General features: G+C 40.1%; 15 protein-coding genes and 1 riboswitch. Of the genes, 5 read left to right on the forward strand and 10 right to left on the reverse strand.

Annotated features, from left to right (window positions below):
• Positions 1–687: 687 nt before the first annotated feature.
• Positions 688–1,173: a glutathione peroxidase gene (locus tag AN944_RS18045; RefSeq protein WP_055026044.1), complete on the reverse strand. Its 486-nt coding sequence runs from the start codon at positions 1,171–1,173 to the stop codon at positions 688–690.
• Positions 1,174–1,482: 309 nt separating this feature from the next.
• Between AN944_RS18045 and AN944_RS18050 the strand changes: the two genes are divergently transcribed.
• On the forward strand, positions 1,483–2,025 hold the full coding sequence (locus tag AN944_RS18050; protein WP_055026045.1) for a YfaZ family outer membrane protein: 543 nt from the start codon (positions 1,483–1,485) through the stop codon (positions 2,023–2,025).
• A gap of 73 nt (positions 2,026–2,098) precedes the next feature.
• On the opposite strand, the gene AN944_RS21555 is transcribed toward AN944_RS18050, so the two are convergent.
• The 8 genes from AN944_RS21555 to AN944_RS18085 all read right to left on the reverse strand — a co-directional run bounded on the left by AN944_RS21555 (position 2,099) and on the right by AN944_RS18085 (position 8,644).
• Positions 2,099–2,260, reverse strand: coding sequence for a small highly charged protein (locus AN944_RS21555; RefSeq protein WP_119968964.1), 162 nt, complete (start codon positions 2,258–2,260; stop codon positions 2,099–2,101).
• Positions 2,261–2,539: 279 nt separating this feature from the next.
• Positions 2,540–2,950: a copper resistance protein NlpE gene (locus AN944_RS18055; RefSeq protein WP_055026046.1), complete on the reverse strand. Its 411-nt coding sequence runs from the start codon at positions 2,948–2,950 to the stop codon at positions 2,540–2,542.
• A gap of 18 nt (positions 2,951–2,968) precedes the next feature.
• A complete protein-coding gene (locus tag AN944_RS18060) occupies positions 2,969–4,099 on the reverse strand; it encodes a patatin-like phospholipase family protein (RefSeq protein WP_055026047.1) in 1,131 nt (376 codons plus the stop codon).
• Between the two features lie 188 nt (positions 4,100–4,287).
• The gene (locus tag AN944_RS18065; RefSeq protein ID WP_055026048.1) at positions 4,288–6,003 is read right to left on the reverse strand and encodes a proline--tRNA ligase; all 1,716 of its coding nucleotides are present in this window, start codon (positions 6,001–6,003) and stop codon (positions 4,288–4,290) included.
• 201 nt (positions 6,004–6,204) lie between these two features.
• Entirely contained in the window at positions 6,205–6,819 is a 615-nt protein-coding gene (locus AN944_RS18070) for a DapH/DapD/GlmU-related protein (protein WP_055026049.1), read from the reverse strand.
• Positions 6,820–6,945: 126 nt separating this feature from the next.
• Entirely contained in the window at positions 6,946–7,683 is a 738-nt protein-coding gene (gene tsaA, locus AN944_RS18075; RefSeq protein WP_055026050.1) for a tRNA (N6-threonylcarbamoyladenosine(37)-N6)-methyltransferase TrmO, read from the reverse strand.
• A 22-nt stretch (positions 7,684–7,705) separates the two neighbouring features.
• Positions 7,706–8,101 carry an Rcs stress response system protein RcsF gene (rcsF, locus tag AN944_RS18080; RefSeq protein ID WP_055026051.1) on the reverse strand — a complete coding sequence of 132 codons (396 nt, stop codon included), beginning with the start codon at positions 8,099–8,101 and terminating at the stop codon, positions 7,706–7,708.
• A 138-nt stretch (positions 8,102–8,239) separates the two neighbouring features.
• Positions 8,240–8,644 carry an H-NS family nucleoid-associated regulatory protein gene (locus AN944_RS18085; protein ID WP_055026052.1) on the reverse strand — a complete coding sequence of 135 codons (405 nt, stop codon included), beginning with the start codon at positions 8,642–8,644 and terminating at the stop codon, positions 8,240–8,242.
• A 450-nt stretch (positions 8,645–9,094) separates the two neighbouring features.
• Here AN944_RS18085 and AN944_RS18090 point away from each other — a divergent pair, with 450 nt between their 5' ends.
• The 3 genes from AN944_RS18090 to AN944_RS18100 all read left to right on the forward strand — a co-directional run bounded on the left by AN944_RS18090 (position 9,095) and on the right by AN944_RS18100 (position 13,032).
• A complete protein-coding gene (locus AN944_RS18090) occupies positions 9,095–9,844 on the forward strand; it encodes an electron transfer flavoprotein subunit beta/FixA family protein (protein WP_055026053.1) in 750 nt (249 codons plus the stop codon).
• Positions 9,845–9,846: 2 nt separating this feature from the next.
• The gene (locus AN944_RS18095; RefSeq protein ID WP_055026054.1) at positions 9,847–10,770 is read left to right on the forward strand and encodes an electron transfer flavoprotein subunit alpha/FixB family protein; all 924 of its coding nucleotides are present in this window, start codon (positions 9,847–9,849) and stop codon (positions 10,768–10,770) included.
• Between the two features lie 408 nt (positions 10,771–11,178).
• Positions 11,179–11,399: riboswitch (Lysine riboswitch) on the forward strand.
• A 76-nt stretch (positions 11,400–11,475) separates the two neighbouring features.
• Positions 11,476–13,032, forward strand: a complete 1,557-nt coding sequence (locus AN944_RS18100) for a Na+/H+ antiporter NhaC family protein (protein WP_055026055.1) — start codon at positions 11,476–11,478, stop codon at positions 13,030–13,032.
• Between the two features lie 137 nt (positions 13,033–13,169).
• On the opposite strand, the gene AN944_RS18105 is transcribed toward AN944_RS18100, so the two are convergent.
• Positions 13,170–15,305, reverse strand: coding sequence for a M3 family metallopeptidase (locus tag AN944_RS18105; RefSeq protein WP_055026056.1), 2,136 nt, complete (start codon positions 15,303–15,305; stop codon positions 13,170–13,172).
• Between the two features lie 410 nt (positions 15,306–15,715).
• Between AN944_RS18105 and AN944_RS18110 the strand changes: the two genes are divergently transcribed.
• Positions 15,716–16,294 carry a thymidine kinase gene (locus tag AN944_RS18110; protein ID WP_055026057.1) on the forward strand — a complete coding sequence of 193 codons (579 nt, stop codon included), beginning with the start codon at positions 15,716–15,718 and terminating at the stop codon, positions 16,292–16,294.
• The last annotated feature ends 73 nt before the right edge of the window (positions 16,295–16,367 follow it).

Raw genomic sequence — 16,367 nt, forward strand, 5'->3', positions numbered from 1 at the left:
ACCTCAAATTTTATTTGCTGAATTTAAGATAAAAAAATGGCAACCCAATGGGTTGCCAGAAGTATTTCTTGTGGGACATAAGTTAATCAAGCGCTAGCAGATTAACAGGTTCCCGAATGGGGGGATGATGATGAACAATTCAAAAACCAGTAAAGCAGTCTTAAAAATAATTCGGTTAGCATTGGTTGATGAGACCATGTTGATAAATTGTCTTGTGAAGTAAACCGTGATGAAGGGTTTGCTTTACCATTAACGCTTACCAACTTGCTACATATACTCAGAGCGTTGCTATTCAAAAAGGTTCAAATAAATTTAAAATTTTTATAAAAATATAAAAAAACTGATTTTTGATGACCTAGAGTCTTGCCATTACGTCGCTTTTTATGAGTTTTAGCTAGTCGGAGAGGAGTACTATTATGGTTGAGATGTCGATGTATTGGCTTACGTATTTAGAGCCATAAAAAAAGGCAATCAAATGATTGCCTATCGATCCACTTTGAGATCAAGGGGACCGCGCTAGAAGTCCCAGGGAGATGATGAAAGTGAAATCACACTGTCTTAGTAAGTAAGACTCTCCCTTCTCTGGATAGTTCAAAAAAAATACAATTTATTTTGATATTTATTTTGATATTTATTTTGATATGACTTTTGATAAATTTTTTGTATTTAAATTCAGTGGGTTGATGTTTATTTTAATAAGCCCTCAATTTCACTCATTAGGTTTTCCGGCTTTGTTGTTGGTGAATATCGATTGAGAACCTTGCCATCTTTGTTGATTAAAAATTTTGTAAAGTTCCATTTTATCGACTGACTACCTAATAATCCCTTAGCTTGTGACTTCAAGAAAGTATATAGCGGTGCTGAATCTGGGCCATTTACATCAATTTTGCTAAATAGTGGGAAGGTGACCCCGAAATTAATTTCACAAAATTCACTGATAGCTGCTTCGTCGCCTTTTTCTTGTTTACCAAATTGATTACACGGAAAACCTAATACCACAAAACCTTGATCTTTATAGAGTTGGTATAAATGTTCCAGTGGTTTGTATTGATGAGTAAAGCCACATTCACTAGCGGTGTTAACGACTAACACAACTTTGTCTTTAAATTGTGCCATTGAAACGGTATTACCTTGAATATCAACTGCTGATTGATCGTAAAAAGACTGACTCATAGCTTACTCCTTATAGATTTGTTCTTACTATATCTGATCAACTCTAATAGCACAATTAAGTTGTGCGCAATTTAATTTTTTTGTTGTGAGTTAGATATCAAAAGCACTGCTATTTCGTTTATTTTTTAGCAATGTCGTCATCAATATTTATAAGTAGCAAGTATGAATCATTTGGTTAAATTGTTATTAACGCGTTTGAAGTTTGTATTCGAGTGATTGATTTGTCACCAGCGTGACTGATTTATAAAGACTTAATAATAATGGTCAGTATAATCTCGGCAAATTATGATTCTTGATTGAGGTATTAACATGAGCAAAACCATTAAAGCTGCAGCCATAGCGGCAGTAAGTGCACTATCGTTGAATGCAAGTGCATCCGAATTAACGTTTGGTATAAGCGAACATGTGGTTTCTGCTGATTTAAAATCTTACCTTAATGAGCATACCAACCTTGAAGCGGGTTACATTTATTCTGATAAAAAAGGACATTTGGCTGAATTTGCGATGCACATGGTTCATCAAACTGGTCCACATACTATTGAAGTAGGCCCTAAATGGTCTTCAGTTTGGTTTGATGATAGTCCAAATGGCAGTGTGATATCAGTGGGTGGTCATTACAGCTTGGCGCTGAATAACAATTTATCATTACATGGTGATGCTTATTACGCACCTTCTGTATTATCTTTTTCTAACGTCGATGGCTACACCGAGCTAGGTGCAAAAGTGAAGTATAGCTTTAACCCGAATATGGCATTGTTTGTAGGTTACCGTAACTTAACATTCAAATATGACGACCGTTCAGATCGCTCATTTGATGATGGTTTCTATATTGGCGGTACGGCAAAATTCTAGCACTTTCATCGTTGGTCGTTCATATATAAAAAAGCAAGTTGCTGAGCAACTTGCTTTTTTTTATGGCAGTCTGTCACTGATATTGGTTCGCCTCAAAATCTAATTCAGCGTAATCATCGGCATAACGTTTTTTGGTATCCTTTCTACGATGATTGACTTTTTTCGTTTTGGGCTTGGTTTCAACTTCTTCATCCCAAAGAAGATCGTCGATATCAAATTTATAGTTTTGAGACATAACTCTTTCCAAAGTGATGCTACTACAGCTGAGTTTTTAGGGCTGTCATAGCGTATATCATGACTGGTTACCCGTACTTTTTACCGAATTTTATTTTGAAGCGAAAGCAAAATATATGTGCTTTGTTGGTGAAAAATTCTTTCCGACATATCTGGTATCATTCGCTTATGTTAGGCGGTAGCCGGGAAGCTAATTGCTAACAATGTATATCGACGACTGGACATACTGTTGGACATATAAGGGGAAGGCTTTTTTATGAGCTGATTTTATGAACTGATTTTATGAACTGATTTTGTGAACAATGTACTGCTCTTCGTGTTCCCCACGTATTCGTTGACTTTCCACATTCAATAAGTACATTTTGCTTTCTACAACTTGGTAAATTTGCCCTCGATCTAAATAGATTATATTTCCTGTACTATCCCAATTGAACTCACCTGAACTGACAAATGGGTTAGGGTCTTGTCCTAAGTGCTCTGTTGAAATGGTGTATTGATTAGGGGCAATTAAGGTGAGTATGGTTTTCATTCCGTTGCAGCTTGGACAAGGAAAAACGCCTTGGTAAGTGCCTGCCCAGTCAACCGTATGTAAGCTGCCTTTGAGAGGATCGGGGTCAAATTGTAACTTAGTGTCATTGCAGGCTGCTAACATCAGCAAAGTTGCTAGAGCAATTATCCTTATTGCGTCCATAACATTCCTTTTATCCAGCTAGGTAGTCTTGATATTAAAAAAGTCCTTAAAGGTGTCTATCTGTGTCATTGCGTCTTGATAACCTAAATCAATTAAAGCACTTGTGTAGGCTTTTTCAAATAATAGGTAAGAAACCACACTTGAGTCTGACTGACTATCTATACCAATGAATTTGAGGAGTATCCTTATCGCGAGGGGAAGATCTTTATAATATCTTGCTGCAATTTCGCTTAGGTCTTCACTAGGCTTTATAACTAACGTATTAATCTTCCTTAGGTTTATCATTTCCACATCTGCGCCAGGAATTAAATCTAAGGTGGTATTAATTCTTTCAAGCCGCTCAAGATCACTGTTTAAGGTGTCAGAAAAAATGGTATCGAGTAAGTGACCCGCGATGGTGGCAGCTTTTGGGTGAGCATCAATTTCGTGTTGCGGTTTTTTATGTGGGCTATCGAGGTTAATAACCATGATTTTATCAGCCCCCAAATGAATTGAACTTGATAGCGGGGATAATTGATGTACTGAGCCATCGCCAAAGTAAGCTTGATTGAGCTTAATTGACGGAAAAACCAAAGGAATAGCTGATGTTGCCATCAAATGGTTGGTCGTCAGTGTGCAGCGGTTTCCTTGCCGTCTCGCTCTTTGCCAATCATCGACACTATTATGGGCTTGGTAGAAGCTGTATGAATGTGAGTCGTTATAACTAGAAGCGTCAATACTAATTGCTTTTAGTGCGCCACTGCCAATGTTTCGCTCAATGCGTTGGAAGTCTATTAGTTGGTTAAGTAACTGACGTAACGGAGAGTTATCGAGCAAACTACCGGCATCAGTGTTCATTTTATCAGTCTGTAAGCCTTTTAATGCCATCTTGCAAAGGTGCTTGAATACATCCCAAAAAGAAGAGCGATATACTTTTTTCGTTTCAAAATGACGCCATACCCAATCGAGTTTTTTAACGCCTAAATGAAAACACGATGCATGGGTTGCTAACGAAGTGGCATTAATTGCACCAGCTGAAGAACCACTGAGGATTGCAAATGGAATGTGGTGATTACGAGGGTACAGTTGTACTAAGGCTTTTAACACACCAATTTGGTATGCAGCCCTAGCGCCACCGCCACCTAATACCAGTGCAATAGTCTCTGACAACGTTTATCTCCTTATTGTGTTTAACATCATGATATCAGTATGGTTAATATTATCTGGTTAGACGAGTTAATGAAGGTTTTTTTACACCATCGTATAAATTTTTAGTAAAAAAAACGCACCCTAAGGTGCGTTTAATGTCTTTCACTGAGGCAGATTTTAGCTAGCCTAGTGAAGGTTTGAGTAAAGGTTTAGCCTTTAATAGATGACTTAATGAAGTCAACGATTTGGTCAAAAGGAATTTCTTGCTTTTCACCAGTGCGGCGATTTTTATATTCAAATACACCTGCGTCGATATTACGGTCACCAATTACGACAACGTGAGGTAGACCAATTAGCTCCATGTCATTGAACATGACACCTGGGCGCTCTTTACGATCGTCCAGTAAGATTTCAATGCCTTCAGCACTCAAATCTTTGTATAACTGCTCTGCCATTTCTTTTACACGATGCGATTTGTGCATGTTCATCGGTAAAATACCCACAGTGAATGGGGCAAGGGTTACTGGCAACATCATGCCTCGGTCGTCGTGGTTTTGCTCAATTGCTGCAGCAACAATACGACTGACACCGATACCATAACAACCCATCAGCATTTCTTTTGCTTTACCGTTTTCATCAAGTACGGTTGCACCCATGGCTTCTGAGTAATTGGTTCCCAGTTGGAAGATGTGACCCACTTCGATACCACGAGCAAACTCGTAAGTACCTTTACCGTCAGGCGTAGGCTCACCTTCAACAACATTGCGAAGATCCATCGCTTGCGCCATTGGTAAGTCACGTTCCCAGTTGATACCAAAATGATGTTTTCCATCTTGGTTGGCACCCGCTGCAAAATCGCTCATTACAGCAACATCTTTGTCAATGATAACTGGCATTGTTAAGCCTACAGGGCCTAAAGAGCCAGTGCTTGCGCCAATGGCACCTTTGATTTCTGCGTCAGTTGCAAACTCAAGTGGTGCAGCAACAAGTTCGTGCTTATCAGCTTTTAATTCATTGAGCTCATGATCGCCACGTACGATTAGCGCTACAAGGGGCGCTTCTTCAGTCGCACCTTTAACAATCAATGTTTTCACTGTTTTAGTGATTTCAACGTCAAATTGTTCAACTAACTCGGCAATCGTTTTAGCATTTGGCGTATCAACTAAAGTCATTTCTTGAGTTGGTGCGGCTAACGTTGTTGTAGGCTCAGCTGTTTCTGCTTTCTCGATATTGGCTGCGTAATCACTGCCGTTTGAGTAAGCAATTAAATCTTCGCCGCTATTTGCAAGTACATGGAATTCATGTGAAGCACTGCCGCCAATTGAGCCTGTATCTGCGATAACAGGACGGAAAGCTAACCCCATACGCTCAAAAATTTTACTGTATGCATTATGCATTTGTGCGTAGGTGTTATCTAAACACTCTTGGCTTAAATGGAATGTGTAAGCATCTTTCATCAAGAACTCACGAGCACGCATCACACCAAAACGAGGACGAACCTCATCACGGAATTTTGTTTGAACTTGATATAAGTTCAATGGTAATTGCTTATAAGAGCTAACTTCTTTACGTACAAGGTCGGTAATGACTTCTTCATGAGTTGGACCTAATACGAAGTCGCGATTGTGGCGATCTTGAAAGCGGAGCAATTCTGGACCGAATTTTTCCCAGCGACCAGTTTCAGCCCATAAATCGGCAGGCTGAACTAGGGGCATTAAGATTTCAACAGCACCAGCATTATTCATTTCTTCACGAACAATCGCCTCAACTTTACGCAATACGCGTAATCCGCTGGGCAGCCATGAATAAAGGCCAGATGCATTACGGCGGATAAAACCTGCACGTAACATTAATTGATGACTGATCACTTCTGCATTTGCAGGAGTTTCTTTTTGTGTTGAAAGCAGGTAATTGCTAACTCGCATTCCCAATGTCCACTTAGTAGCTATTAATGGGCGACATTTTAGCACTTGCAACGATGTTGTCACCAGATAATTAACAACATCTTGGCTTTAATATATGGAACAAGGGCATTGAAATAATTAAACCAATAAGACGCTGGTTTTACATCGTCATGTTAGCAAGGAAAATTGAACGACATGGCGTTATTGTGCAGCACTTTTTATCTACTTATCGCGCCTATCGCCGATTATTTTAGCAGGGTTTCCTGCAACAATAGCAAACTCCGGGACATCTTTGGTGACAACGCTGCCCATACCGACAATGGCTTGATTACCAATAGTGACACCATCAACAATACCAGCTTGTGCTCCAATCCAAACATCATCACCAATTGTGATCCCTTTGGCTGTAACAGCTTGTTGGTAAATAGGGTTATCGACGGACATCCCGTGATTAAATGCGTAAATAGTCACGTTATTTGCTATGCGGGTCTTATTGCCGATCGTGATACCTACTTTTCCGCCATCAAATGAACAGCCGTGGTTAATCGCGACCTCATCACCCAGTGTAATAGGGCCGTGGAGAAACACATCAGCTGCAATCATACATTGGTTACCTATATGAATGTCACGTCCACGTTCTGCAAAAAGGTTGGCTTCAGGAGCGATAAAACTGTGCTCACCAATATGAATAGTTTCAACTTGGGTTAAATGTTGTTGGATCTCGTCTTGCCAAGGCTTTGCCCAGACTAAGTGTTTTTCTTTTAACGAAAAATAAAGCCAAGGCATCCAAGATAGGCGTTTTTTATGCTGAGTTTGATAATCAGGTTTATTATTCATTATTAAGCCTAAGATTAAGTTAACGAAATTATTATTAAGACCGTTAGATTTAAAACATTGTTAGATAAATCAATTCGCCTAAAAATGGGTGAAAATGACATAGTTAATCGAAAAGCTAAGTTTATTTTAACATACGCTAGTCGGTTTAATTTCAATCACCTCAATCGTTTTATCGTTAACTCGCCAAAATACATCTATATCAAATAAAGCAACTTGATAAATTTTAAGATCAACTTTGGCTTTTTTATATGCAGGCCTCGGATCTTGCGCTAAAACATCCGTAATTACTTGTTGTAAATGCGATATATCAAGCGCTTTAGAGTGAGCCAAAACTTGTGTTTCAGCTAATGATGAATATTGAACCTCTATTAATTCTGGTGCTGATTGAGCAATGCCTCCAGTTGCATTATCAATGGCGTCAGAAAATGGAATATAGGGTTTTATGTCAATGATTGGTGTGCCATCTAATAAATCCATTCCAGATATTTCTAGGCAGACTTTACCGTTGCGTCTAACAACTGAATGTAATTTAACTACAGATTGGCCAATGCCATTTGGTCTAAAAGTAGAGCGGGTAGCAAATACGCCTAGCTTTTCATTTCCGCCTAGTCGAGGAGGTCTAACGGTGTTTTTCCAGCCTTGTGCTAAGTTTTCATGAAAACAAAAAAGTAGCCAAAGGTGTGAATATTGTTCAATACCCCTGACGGCATCGAGTTGGTTAAATTTGGGGGTTAACTCAACCCAGCCTTTGACATTAACTAGGCCAGGTTGCCTAGGAATACCAAACTTTTGTTTATATGGCGTGCGACAAATTGCAACCGCTTCAATATCAGATTGAAACGGCTGGTCAGAATGAGTAGTCATGAATTAAATAATAGTAAAAAGGTTATTGCACATTGTGCATTTTAATTGCTTGGCCGACGCAGAATGCTTGGGTAAAGCAAGTTTCTGTTGGTTGTTCTGTTAATAGACACTTCTTAACGATAAGTCCATTAGCACCCAGTTCATTGGCCTTTTTACGGGCTTGTGTGCGGGCATCTGCGACATTAGCGGGTACGCCAGTTTCCGTTTCTTGGCAAGACTCGCCTTCAACTAGGGCAACAATATCAAATGCGCCAGTTGGACGTTCACCGTCTTTAAATAGTTCAACGCTTGTTGGCTTGAAATACTCATCTATGGCTTTACTGTCTAAATTACTATTAAAAGTATAATCACTTGCGCAGCCTGATAATAAAAAGCTTGATACTAGTGCGAAAGACATCATTGGACGAGAAACATTCATAATACAGGCCTAATTGAGTGGTGTGCTGCGAAGGGGTTAGTTTACATGGCTTATGGCGTCGAGGAAATACTGTTTACTCATCCTAGATAACAAAAAAGCTTACCGAAGTAAGCTTTTTATCATATCGTAGATTAAGACTTATTCCATACCTGGAATTAAGAAGTCTTCCATTGTTTTACCATTATCTACTTGGTTTTTAAATACAGTTGGCATGCGGCCTTGACCAGTCCATTGAATTAATTCGCCATCAACTTCAATTTGATATTTAGCAGGGCGTGGGGCACGCTTTTTAGGTGCAGGCTTTGCTGTTACTTCACCTAAATCTTCAATTGATAAACCGCTATTTTCAATTTGAGCTAATATTTCAGCAATGCGGGCATTACGCTCAGCATTGGCTTCTAATTCAGCTTTTTCATCTTCTTCTCTTTCTGTAATGATTTTTTCAAGCTTAGTAGAAAGTTCACGTAATTCATCTAGTGATAACTCTTTTACAGCAGCTTTAAAACGACGACCATGTGTCAAAATTTCTAAAAAGTCACTCATATCAATGTGCATCCTAATGATTTTAATTAATAAGTATCTCAAGTAATTCTGTGATGATTAAATAATACCTATCAATACTCTAAATTGGTTAATTGTTATCAAACTAGAGTGTAAATTGATGCGACTATTTAAATTGTTAAAACAAAAAAAGATAGTAAAAAAAGCACGGTTACTTGAATTGCTCTTAATAATAGAAAGTAAATTTGATTGGATCAAATAAAAAAACCTTTAAATAGGCAAATTTTAATTAAAAAGCGTTAATTAAGTCTAAAAGTAATATTTTATTTGCATATATAAGTTATTTATCAGCAGTCTCTTAACTAAAAATTATATAAACAAGTGTTTGACTTTGGTTGACGTTAACGTTAACAGGACGTAAAGTTATGCCATATTGCATTGGCTGAAGCCAATGTGCCATCCACATACATTGAAGGTGTAGAAGGAAATCCCATGAAAGTATTGGTGCCTGTAAAGCGCGTAGTCGATGCCAATGTGAAAGTCAGAGTAAAAGCTGATAACACAGATGTTGATACTGCTAATTTGAAAATGGCCTTGAACCCATTTTGTGAAATCGCGGTAGAAGAAGCCGTTAGACTAAAAGAAGCGGGAAGTGTCACAGAAGTTGTAGTGGTGAGTATTGGTGCCAAATCAGTACAAGAGCAGTTACGTACTTCAATGGCTTTGGGTGCTGACCGTGCCATTCATGTGACGACTGATGAAGATTTAGTGCCGTTATCAATTGCTAAAATTTTAAAAGCGGTTCAAGAAAAAGAACAAGCTGATGTGATTATTTTTGGTAAGCAATCAATTGATGGCGACAATAACCAGACAGGCCAAATGCTTGCTGCTTTAACTGATATGCCACAAGCAACATTTGCTTCTGAATTAACATTAACTGCTGACAGTGCTGAAGTGACTCGTGAAGTTGATGGTGGGTTACAAACATTAAAAATGCCGTTACCAGCGGTGGTGACTGCGGACTTACGCTTAAATGAGCCTCGCTATGCTTCATTACCTAATATTATGAAAGCAAAGCGTAAACCACTTGAAACCTTATCTATTGATGACTTGGGTGTAAGCCTTAAAGCACATCAAAATGTGATTAAAGTGACGCCACCTGCAGAACGTCAAGCAGGTGTCATGGTGAGTTCGGTGGCTGAACTTGTTGAAAAGTTAAAAAATGAAGCGAAGGTGATCTAATTATGGCTATTTTAGTATTAGCAGAACACGATAACGCAAGTTTAAAATTAGACACGGCCAAAGTCGTTAGTGCAGCAACCGCAATTGGCGGCGATGTCCATGTGCTTGTTGCTGGTAGTCATGTTGGTGCTGTGGTTGCATCTGCACAAGCACTATCGGGTGTGAGTAAAGTCCTTGTCGCTGACAATGCTGCTTATGAAGCGCAAATGGCTGAAAACCTTTCTAAGTTAATTGTTAATGTCGCCAGTGATTACGATTACGTGCTAGCTGCAGCAAGCAGTGTAGGTAAAGATACACTTCCTTGTGTGGCAGCATTATTAGATGTTGCGCAAATTTCTGAAGTCGTAGATGTGGTGAGTGCTGACACATTTGTACGTCCTATTTATGCAGGTTCTGCATTGGCGACAGTACAAAGCTTAGATGACAAAAAAGTGATGACGGTTCGTACCAGTGCATTTGATGCTGCAGGCAACGATGGCAGTGCTGAAGCGGTTAACATTGATTTTGTTGCAGAAGCTAAGACTGTTTTTGTTTCGCAAACTCTCACAGAATCTGAGCGCCCTGAATTAGGCAGCGCTGGAGTGATTGTTTCTGGTGGTCGTGGCATGGGTAGCGGTGAGAACTTTGCTATTCTAGAAGCATTAGCTGACAAGCTAACCGCTGCCGTTGGCGCTTCACGTGCCGCTGTTGATGCTGGCTATGTTCCTAACGATTTACAAGTCGGTCAAACAGGTAAAATTGTTGCTCCTGATCTGTATATCGCTGTCGGTATATCTGGCGCTATTCAACATTTAGCGGGTATGAAAGACTCTAAAGTGATTGTGGCTATCAATAAAGATCCTGAAGCGCCAATTTTCCAAGTGGCTGATTATGGACTTGAAGCAGACTTATTTGATGCGATTCCTGAGTTAACTCAATCTTTGTAATTATAAACTGATTGTAGAAAAAGGTTTTTGTCTTTTAGGCAAAAACCTTTTTTTTGGGTCGCAGTTTATGGCGTGATTATTCGATAGTTTGTTTTAGTGTCAGTGCGCATTAAATGACATTGTTTTTCAGCTTTATCATTGCTAAACCTATTGAACGATATAAATACATCTGAATTAATTCAATAATCAGATTTTTTAAGCATATTAATCTCACTGTCGTTAATTGATGGATAATTCTTCGCTTGCTAACAATTCGTTACGGTGTCGATATCGTGTTGTGTTGTTTTTTGATTGTGATGTTATTTCTCACAAGATAAGCTAGTTTTATCTGGTAATTAACCTCGTGCTTATGTTTGTATGGTCTTGTGTCGCGGCAGTGAGCTTTTATAAAGCATTTAAACTGTCGTATACATAAGTAGAGGCGCATCAAATATCAGTATGGTTAAGTTGGTTGATACCAATAACTTAATTTGAAAGGATTTGGTGCCGAAGTGAATCGGTACGATCAATACCATTTGCTGGGGCAGTTTCCGAAAGGGGCTGCACTGTCATAGTAATTTTTATCCGTGAGGATAAAACAATGGATATCGATGTTGATATCGATATTACTGTGGAGTGCTACTGAAAAGATTCTTGTCTTCGCTTTATGCGATGTCTTGCCTTATCAGTTATCCTCCATTCGTACTCAACGAAGAAAATATATAAATGATGATAACAAGTTATGCCGATTCGGCACTCTCTCTTTTGCCTCCTGTTGTGGCAATTGTATTAGCAGTAGTTACACGCAAAGTACTTCTTTCATTAGGTTTAGGTATTATTGCTGGCGTGATATTGCTGACTGATTTCTCTTTTACTGGAGCTGCAAGCCACTTAGTGAGTACTGTCACCAGTTTAGTGTGGGATGACGGCGCACTCAATGCCTGGAATTTACAAATTATTGGCTTCTTGGTAGTGCTGGGGATGATCACCGCTTTAATTACCGTGAGTGGTTCAGCACGTGCGTTTGCTGATTGGGCACACCAACGTATTCGCAATAAACGTGACGCCAAACTCATGACCATGTTCTTAGGTTGTGTGGTATTTATCGACGATTACTTCAACAGTATCGTGGTTGGCTCAATCGCACGTCCTATTACTGATCGCTACCATATTTCACGTGCAAAACTGGCCTACTTGTTAGATTCAACAGCTGCGCCAGTTTGTGTTATCTCTCCAGTCTCAAGCTGGGGGGCATACATTATTGCCCTAATTGGCGGTATCTTAACGGCACATGGTTTTGCTGATACAGGCCATTTAAGCGTGTTTTTACAAATGGTGCCGATGAACTTTTATGCCATTTTTGCGCTATTACTTTTATTGTGTGTTGCTATCTTTGGTTTAGACATTGGCCCAATGCGCCAACATGAGCGTAATGCGCAAAAAGGCGAACTCTTTGACGAAAGCAAAGGGTTACCTCCAGGCGCGACCGCTGATTTACCAGAAGCTGATACAGGTAAAATCATGGGGTTATTCCTGCCGATTTTTGTGCTTGTGGCGGCAACTATTTACTTTATGGTTTCAACCGGTGCTGATGCGCTGGCGGGTGAAGGTTTACCATTTAGTGTTTTAGGCGCATTTGAAAACACTGAAGTCAGCGAATCATTATTTTACGGCTCATTAGTGGGTCTAGTGGTGACGATTGCATTAACCATGCAGCAAAAAATTAGCACCAGCATGATGTTTACTGGAATCAAAGTTGGCGCTAAGTCAATGTTGCCAGCTATTTATATCTTGTTATTTGCTTGGACAATTGCGTCAGTGATTGGCGAGCTTGAAACGGGTAAATACATGGCGAGCTTGGCAACGGGTAATATTCCATTTGCATTACTGCCTGCAGTGCTATTTTTATTAGCTGGTTTAACCGCATTTTCAACCGGCACTAGCTGGGGGACATTTGGTATTATGTTACCAATCGCTGCCGATATGGCGATGGGCAGTGATAGCACTATGATGTTACCAATGCTTGCCGCTGTGCTTTCTGGTGCGGTATTTGGAGACCATTGTTCACCGATTTCTGATACCACTATCTTGTCTTCGACAGGAGCGAGCTGTCACCATCTTGACCACGTTATGACACAATTGCCTTACGCGATAATCGTAGCGGTTATCAGTATTGTGGGTTATACCGTGCTTGGTTTCTCTGGTTCTGTTGCGATGGGCTTTATTACGTGTTCTGTATTGTTCGTATTAGCAATCTTAGGACTAAAAATAGCCACTAAGTAGTCCTAAGCACTTGGATTTAGTTTGTGACTTAATATGAGCTCGACTTGTTAAAGTCAGATCCCAGTTTAGGCTAAAATCTAACAATAAAAATGCCACTCAATTGAGTGGCATTTTTTTGCTCGTTAACCAGAGCTAAGTTACTTTAAGCCACGGCGCTCAAGCAAGCCGTCAGTGGTAGGGGCTTGGCCTCTAAAGTTTTGATAGGCTTCCATTGGCGGCACACTATTGCCGACTTCACGGATAGTTTTTCTAAACTTCATACCGATTTCTCGATTCAGCCCACCTTGAGTTTGCACATAAGCAAAGGCATCAGCAGCAAGAATTTCACTCCACATGTATGCATAGTAGCTAGCTGAATATCCCCCAGGGAAGGCATGAGCAAAGTAAGTTGAGCGGTAACGAGGTGGTACTGCTGGTAAGTCGACACCATGTTTTTTAAGCGCAGCAGCTTCAAAGCTTTCAACATTTTGCAGCGGCGCGTCAGCATCCAGTGCATGCCACTCTAGATCAAGCAGCGCAGCTGACATGTATTCTAAGGTGTCGAAGCCTTGGTTAAAGCTTCGAGAAGCTAATAGCTTTTGCAGTAAATCGTCTGGAATAGGTTTGCCTGTATCGTAGTGTTTAGCGTAGTTTGCAAGTACTTTAGGGTGCGCAGCCCAGTCCTCTTCAAAAGTTGAAGGGAATTCAACGAAATCACGAGATACAGCAGTACCTGCTAAAGATGGGTATTTCACTTTAGAGAACATACCGTGAGTACCGTGGCCCATTTCATGGAACATGGTCGTCGCTTCATCGTAGCTCACAAAGGTTGGCTGGCCTTCTGGCGCCTTTTTAATGTTCATGACATTTACGACGACAGGTTTTTGATTTAATAACTCAGATTGACCGACAAACGAGCTCATCCACGCACCACCACGTTTACCTTCACGAGCAAAGTAGTCTGCATAGAATATAGCCATGCTACTGCCATCTTCATCAAACATCTCGTAAGCTTTTACGTCTGGGTGATAAACCGGTAAGTCTGGACGTGGCTTTAATGTAACACCGTACAATGCTTCTAGGGTAAAGAATACGCCATCTTCTAAAACACGATTGAACTCAAAGTAAGGTTTAATAGACGCTGAGTCGAGGTCATATTTTTCCTTACGGACTAACTCTGCGTAATATGCCCAGTCCCATGGTGCTAGGGTAAAGTTACCGCTAGTTTTATCTATCATGGCTTGTATATCAGCGGCTTCTTTTTGAGTGTTTTCCACCACAGATGGCACCATTGAGCCAAACATGTCGTAAACCGCTTCGGGCGTTTTAGCCATCTGCGGGGCTAAACGGTAATCAGACCAAGTGTCAAAGCCAAGTAGTTTGGCTTTTTTAGCACGAAGCTGCGCTAAACGAGCGACTAATGAAGCGGTTTCGTTGTCACCCGTTAAGCCACGGTTTGCTGACGCTTCCCAAACTTGCTGACGCAGCTCACGGTTATCTAATTGAGCTAAAACCGGTTGGCGTGTGGTATTGGTGATATTGAGTAGATATTGGCCTTTAAGTCCTGCCGCTTCAGCATCTGCTTTTGCTGCTGCAATAGCGGATTGTGATAAACCTGCCAGTTGGGCTTCATCGTCTACTTTTACTGCAATTTCCTTGCTGAGTCTTAACAGTCGTTGTGCAAACTCATTGGTGAGTGTTGATTGCTCTTCATTTAATTCACGAATCTTTTGTTTTTCCGCTTCAGTTAGCTTGGCGCCAGCGAGCACAAATCGCTGATGATAAACCTCTACTAAACGAACTTCTTCTGCAGTTAACGAGCTGTTATTGCGAGTATCATAAATTGCTTGAATACGGCTGAATAACTGCGGATTTAAATTAATATTGTCTGAATGTGCCGCCATCTTCGGCGCCATAATGCCTTGTACTTTACGTAATTCAGGGTTGCTGTTTGAGCCGGTTAAGTTATAGAAAATACTCGAAGTGCGAGTGAGTAATGCACCGCTCTTTTCCATAGCGACAATGGTATTTTCAAATGTCGGTGAGGCAGGGTTAGCAGCAATTTTGAGAATTTCTTGATGGTGCTGTTCAATTCCCAGTTCAAGCGCTGGCTGAAAATGCTCATTATTAAGCTGACTAAAGTCAGGTGCTTGGTACTGGAGTACGCTTGCTTGCATCAATGGATTTTGAGTTTGCACTTGAGCGCCCTGAGTGGTGTTTTCTGTTTGAGTATGACTACAACCACTTAATGCGAGTGTTGCAGCAATCGCGGCAGCGACAATTGTTTTATGCATTGTGTTTCTACTTCCTTAATTATAATTGTTTATGCAATTTATCAATTGTTTCTTAATCGTATATGAAGATTTTGTCGTTTCGTGATGCCTGTATATGTTGTGCTGGTAGTGAGCTTGAAAACTGTGATCTAATTTATTGCAAAATGTAAATTATGTTAATGGATGCTTGTTTGGAATACATTCTTTTCATCAGCCATGCTTTGGCTTTGTGCGATATTCTCTTGAGAAACGAATAAGGAGTAGGGCGAGTTAACCATCAAAAGGGAAAGCAAATTAACTGTGATGGTAAAGGGGATTCATCATCAAGGAATAGTGCTAGCAAGTTCACGCTATTTAATCCTCACATGCCTTATCTCTAAATCGATTCAATGGTAGACTAACCTCGATTATAACAATAAGGATCTTCTGTTTTGGCACAACTCTATTTCTATTATTCGGCAATGAATGCCGGCAAATCAACTTCGCTTCTCCAATCATCTTATAACTACCGTGAACGTGGCATGAATACGCTTGTTATGACAGCGTCAATTGATGACAGATACGGTGTTGGAAAAGTGGCGTCTAGAATAGGGATTGAAACAGATGCTCAAGTATTTGGAGCAAACGATAATTTATCGACCATGATTGAAGCTGAGCTTGAATCTCAGCAATTACACTGCATTTTAATTGATGAGTCCCAGTTTTTAAGTAAAGAACAAGTGAAGCAATTAACTCATGTGGTGGATAATCTTGATATCCCAGTATTGTGTTACGGCCTGAAAACGGATTTCCAAGGGGAGCTGTTCAGCGGTAGTCAATATCTACTCGCTTGGGCAGATAAATTGGTTGAGTTAAAAACCATTTGTCACTGTGGTCGCAAAGCCAATATGGTCGTTCGTCTTGATGGTAATGGTAAACCTATGCGTGAAGGTGAGCAGGTTGCTATTGGTGGTAATGAAAGCTACGAGTCAGTGTGTCGTAAGCATTTTAGAGAATTCATCTGGGATTAGTCATTAAAGGTTATTTCCAGAAACACAAAAACAGCGCCTAAAGGCGCTGTTTTTTTATAAAGCTCACATAGAT

The organism is Shewanella sp. P1-14-1, assembly GCF_001401775.1.
Lineage (GTDB): Bacteria > Pseudomonadota > Gammaproteobacteria > Enterobacterales > Shewanellaceae > Shewanella > Shewanella japonica.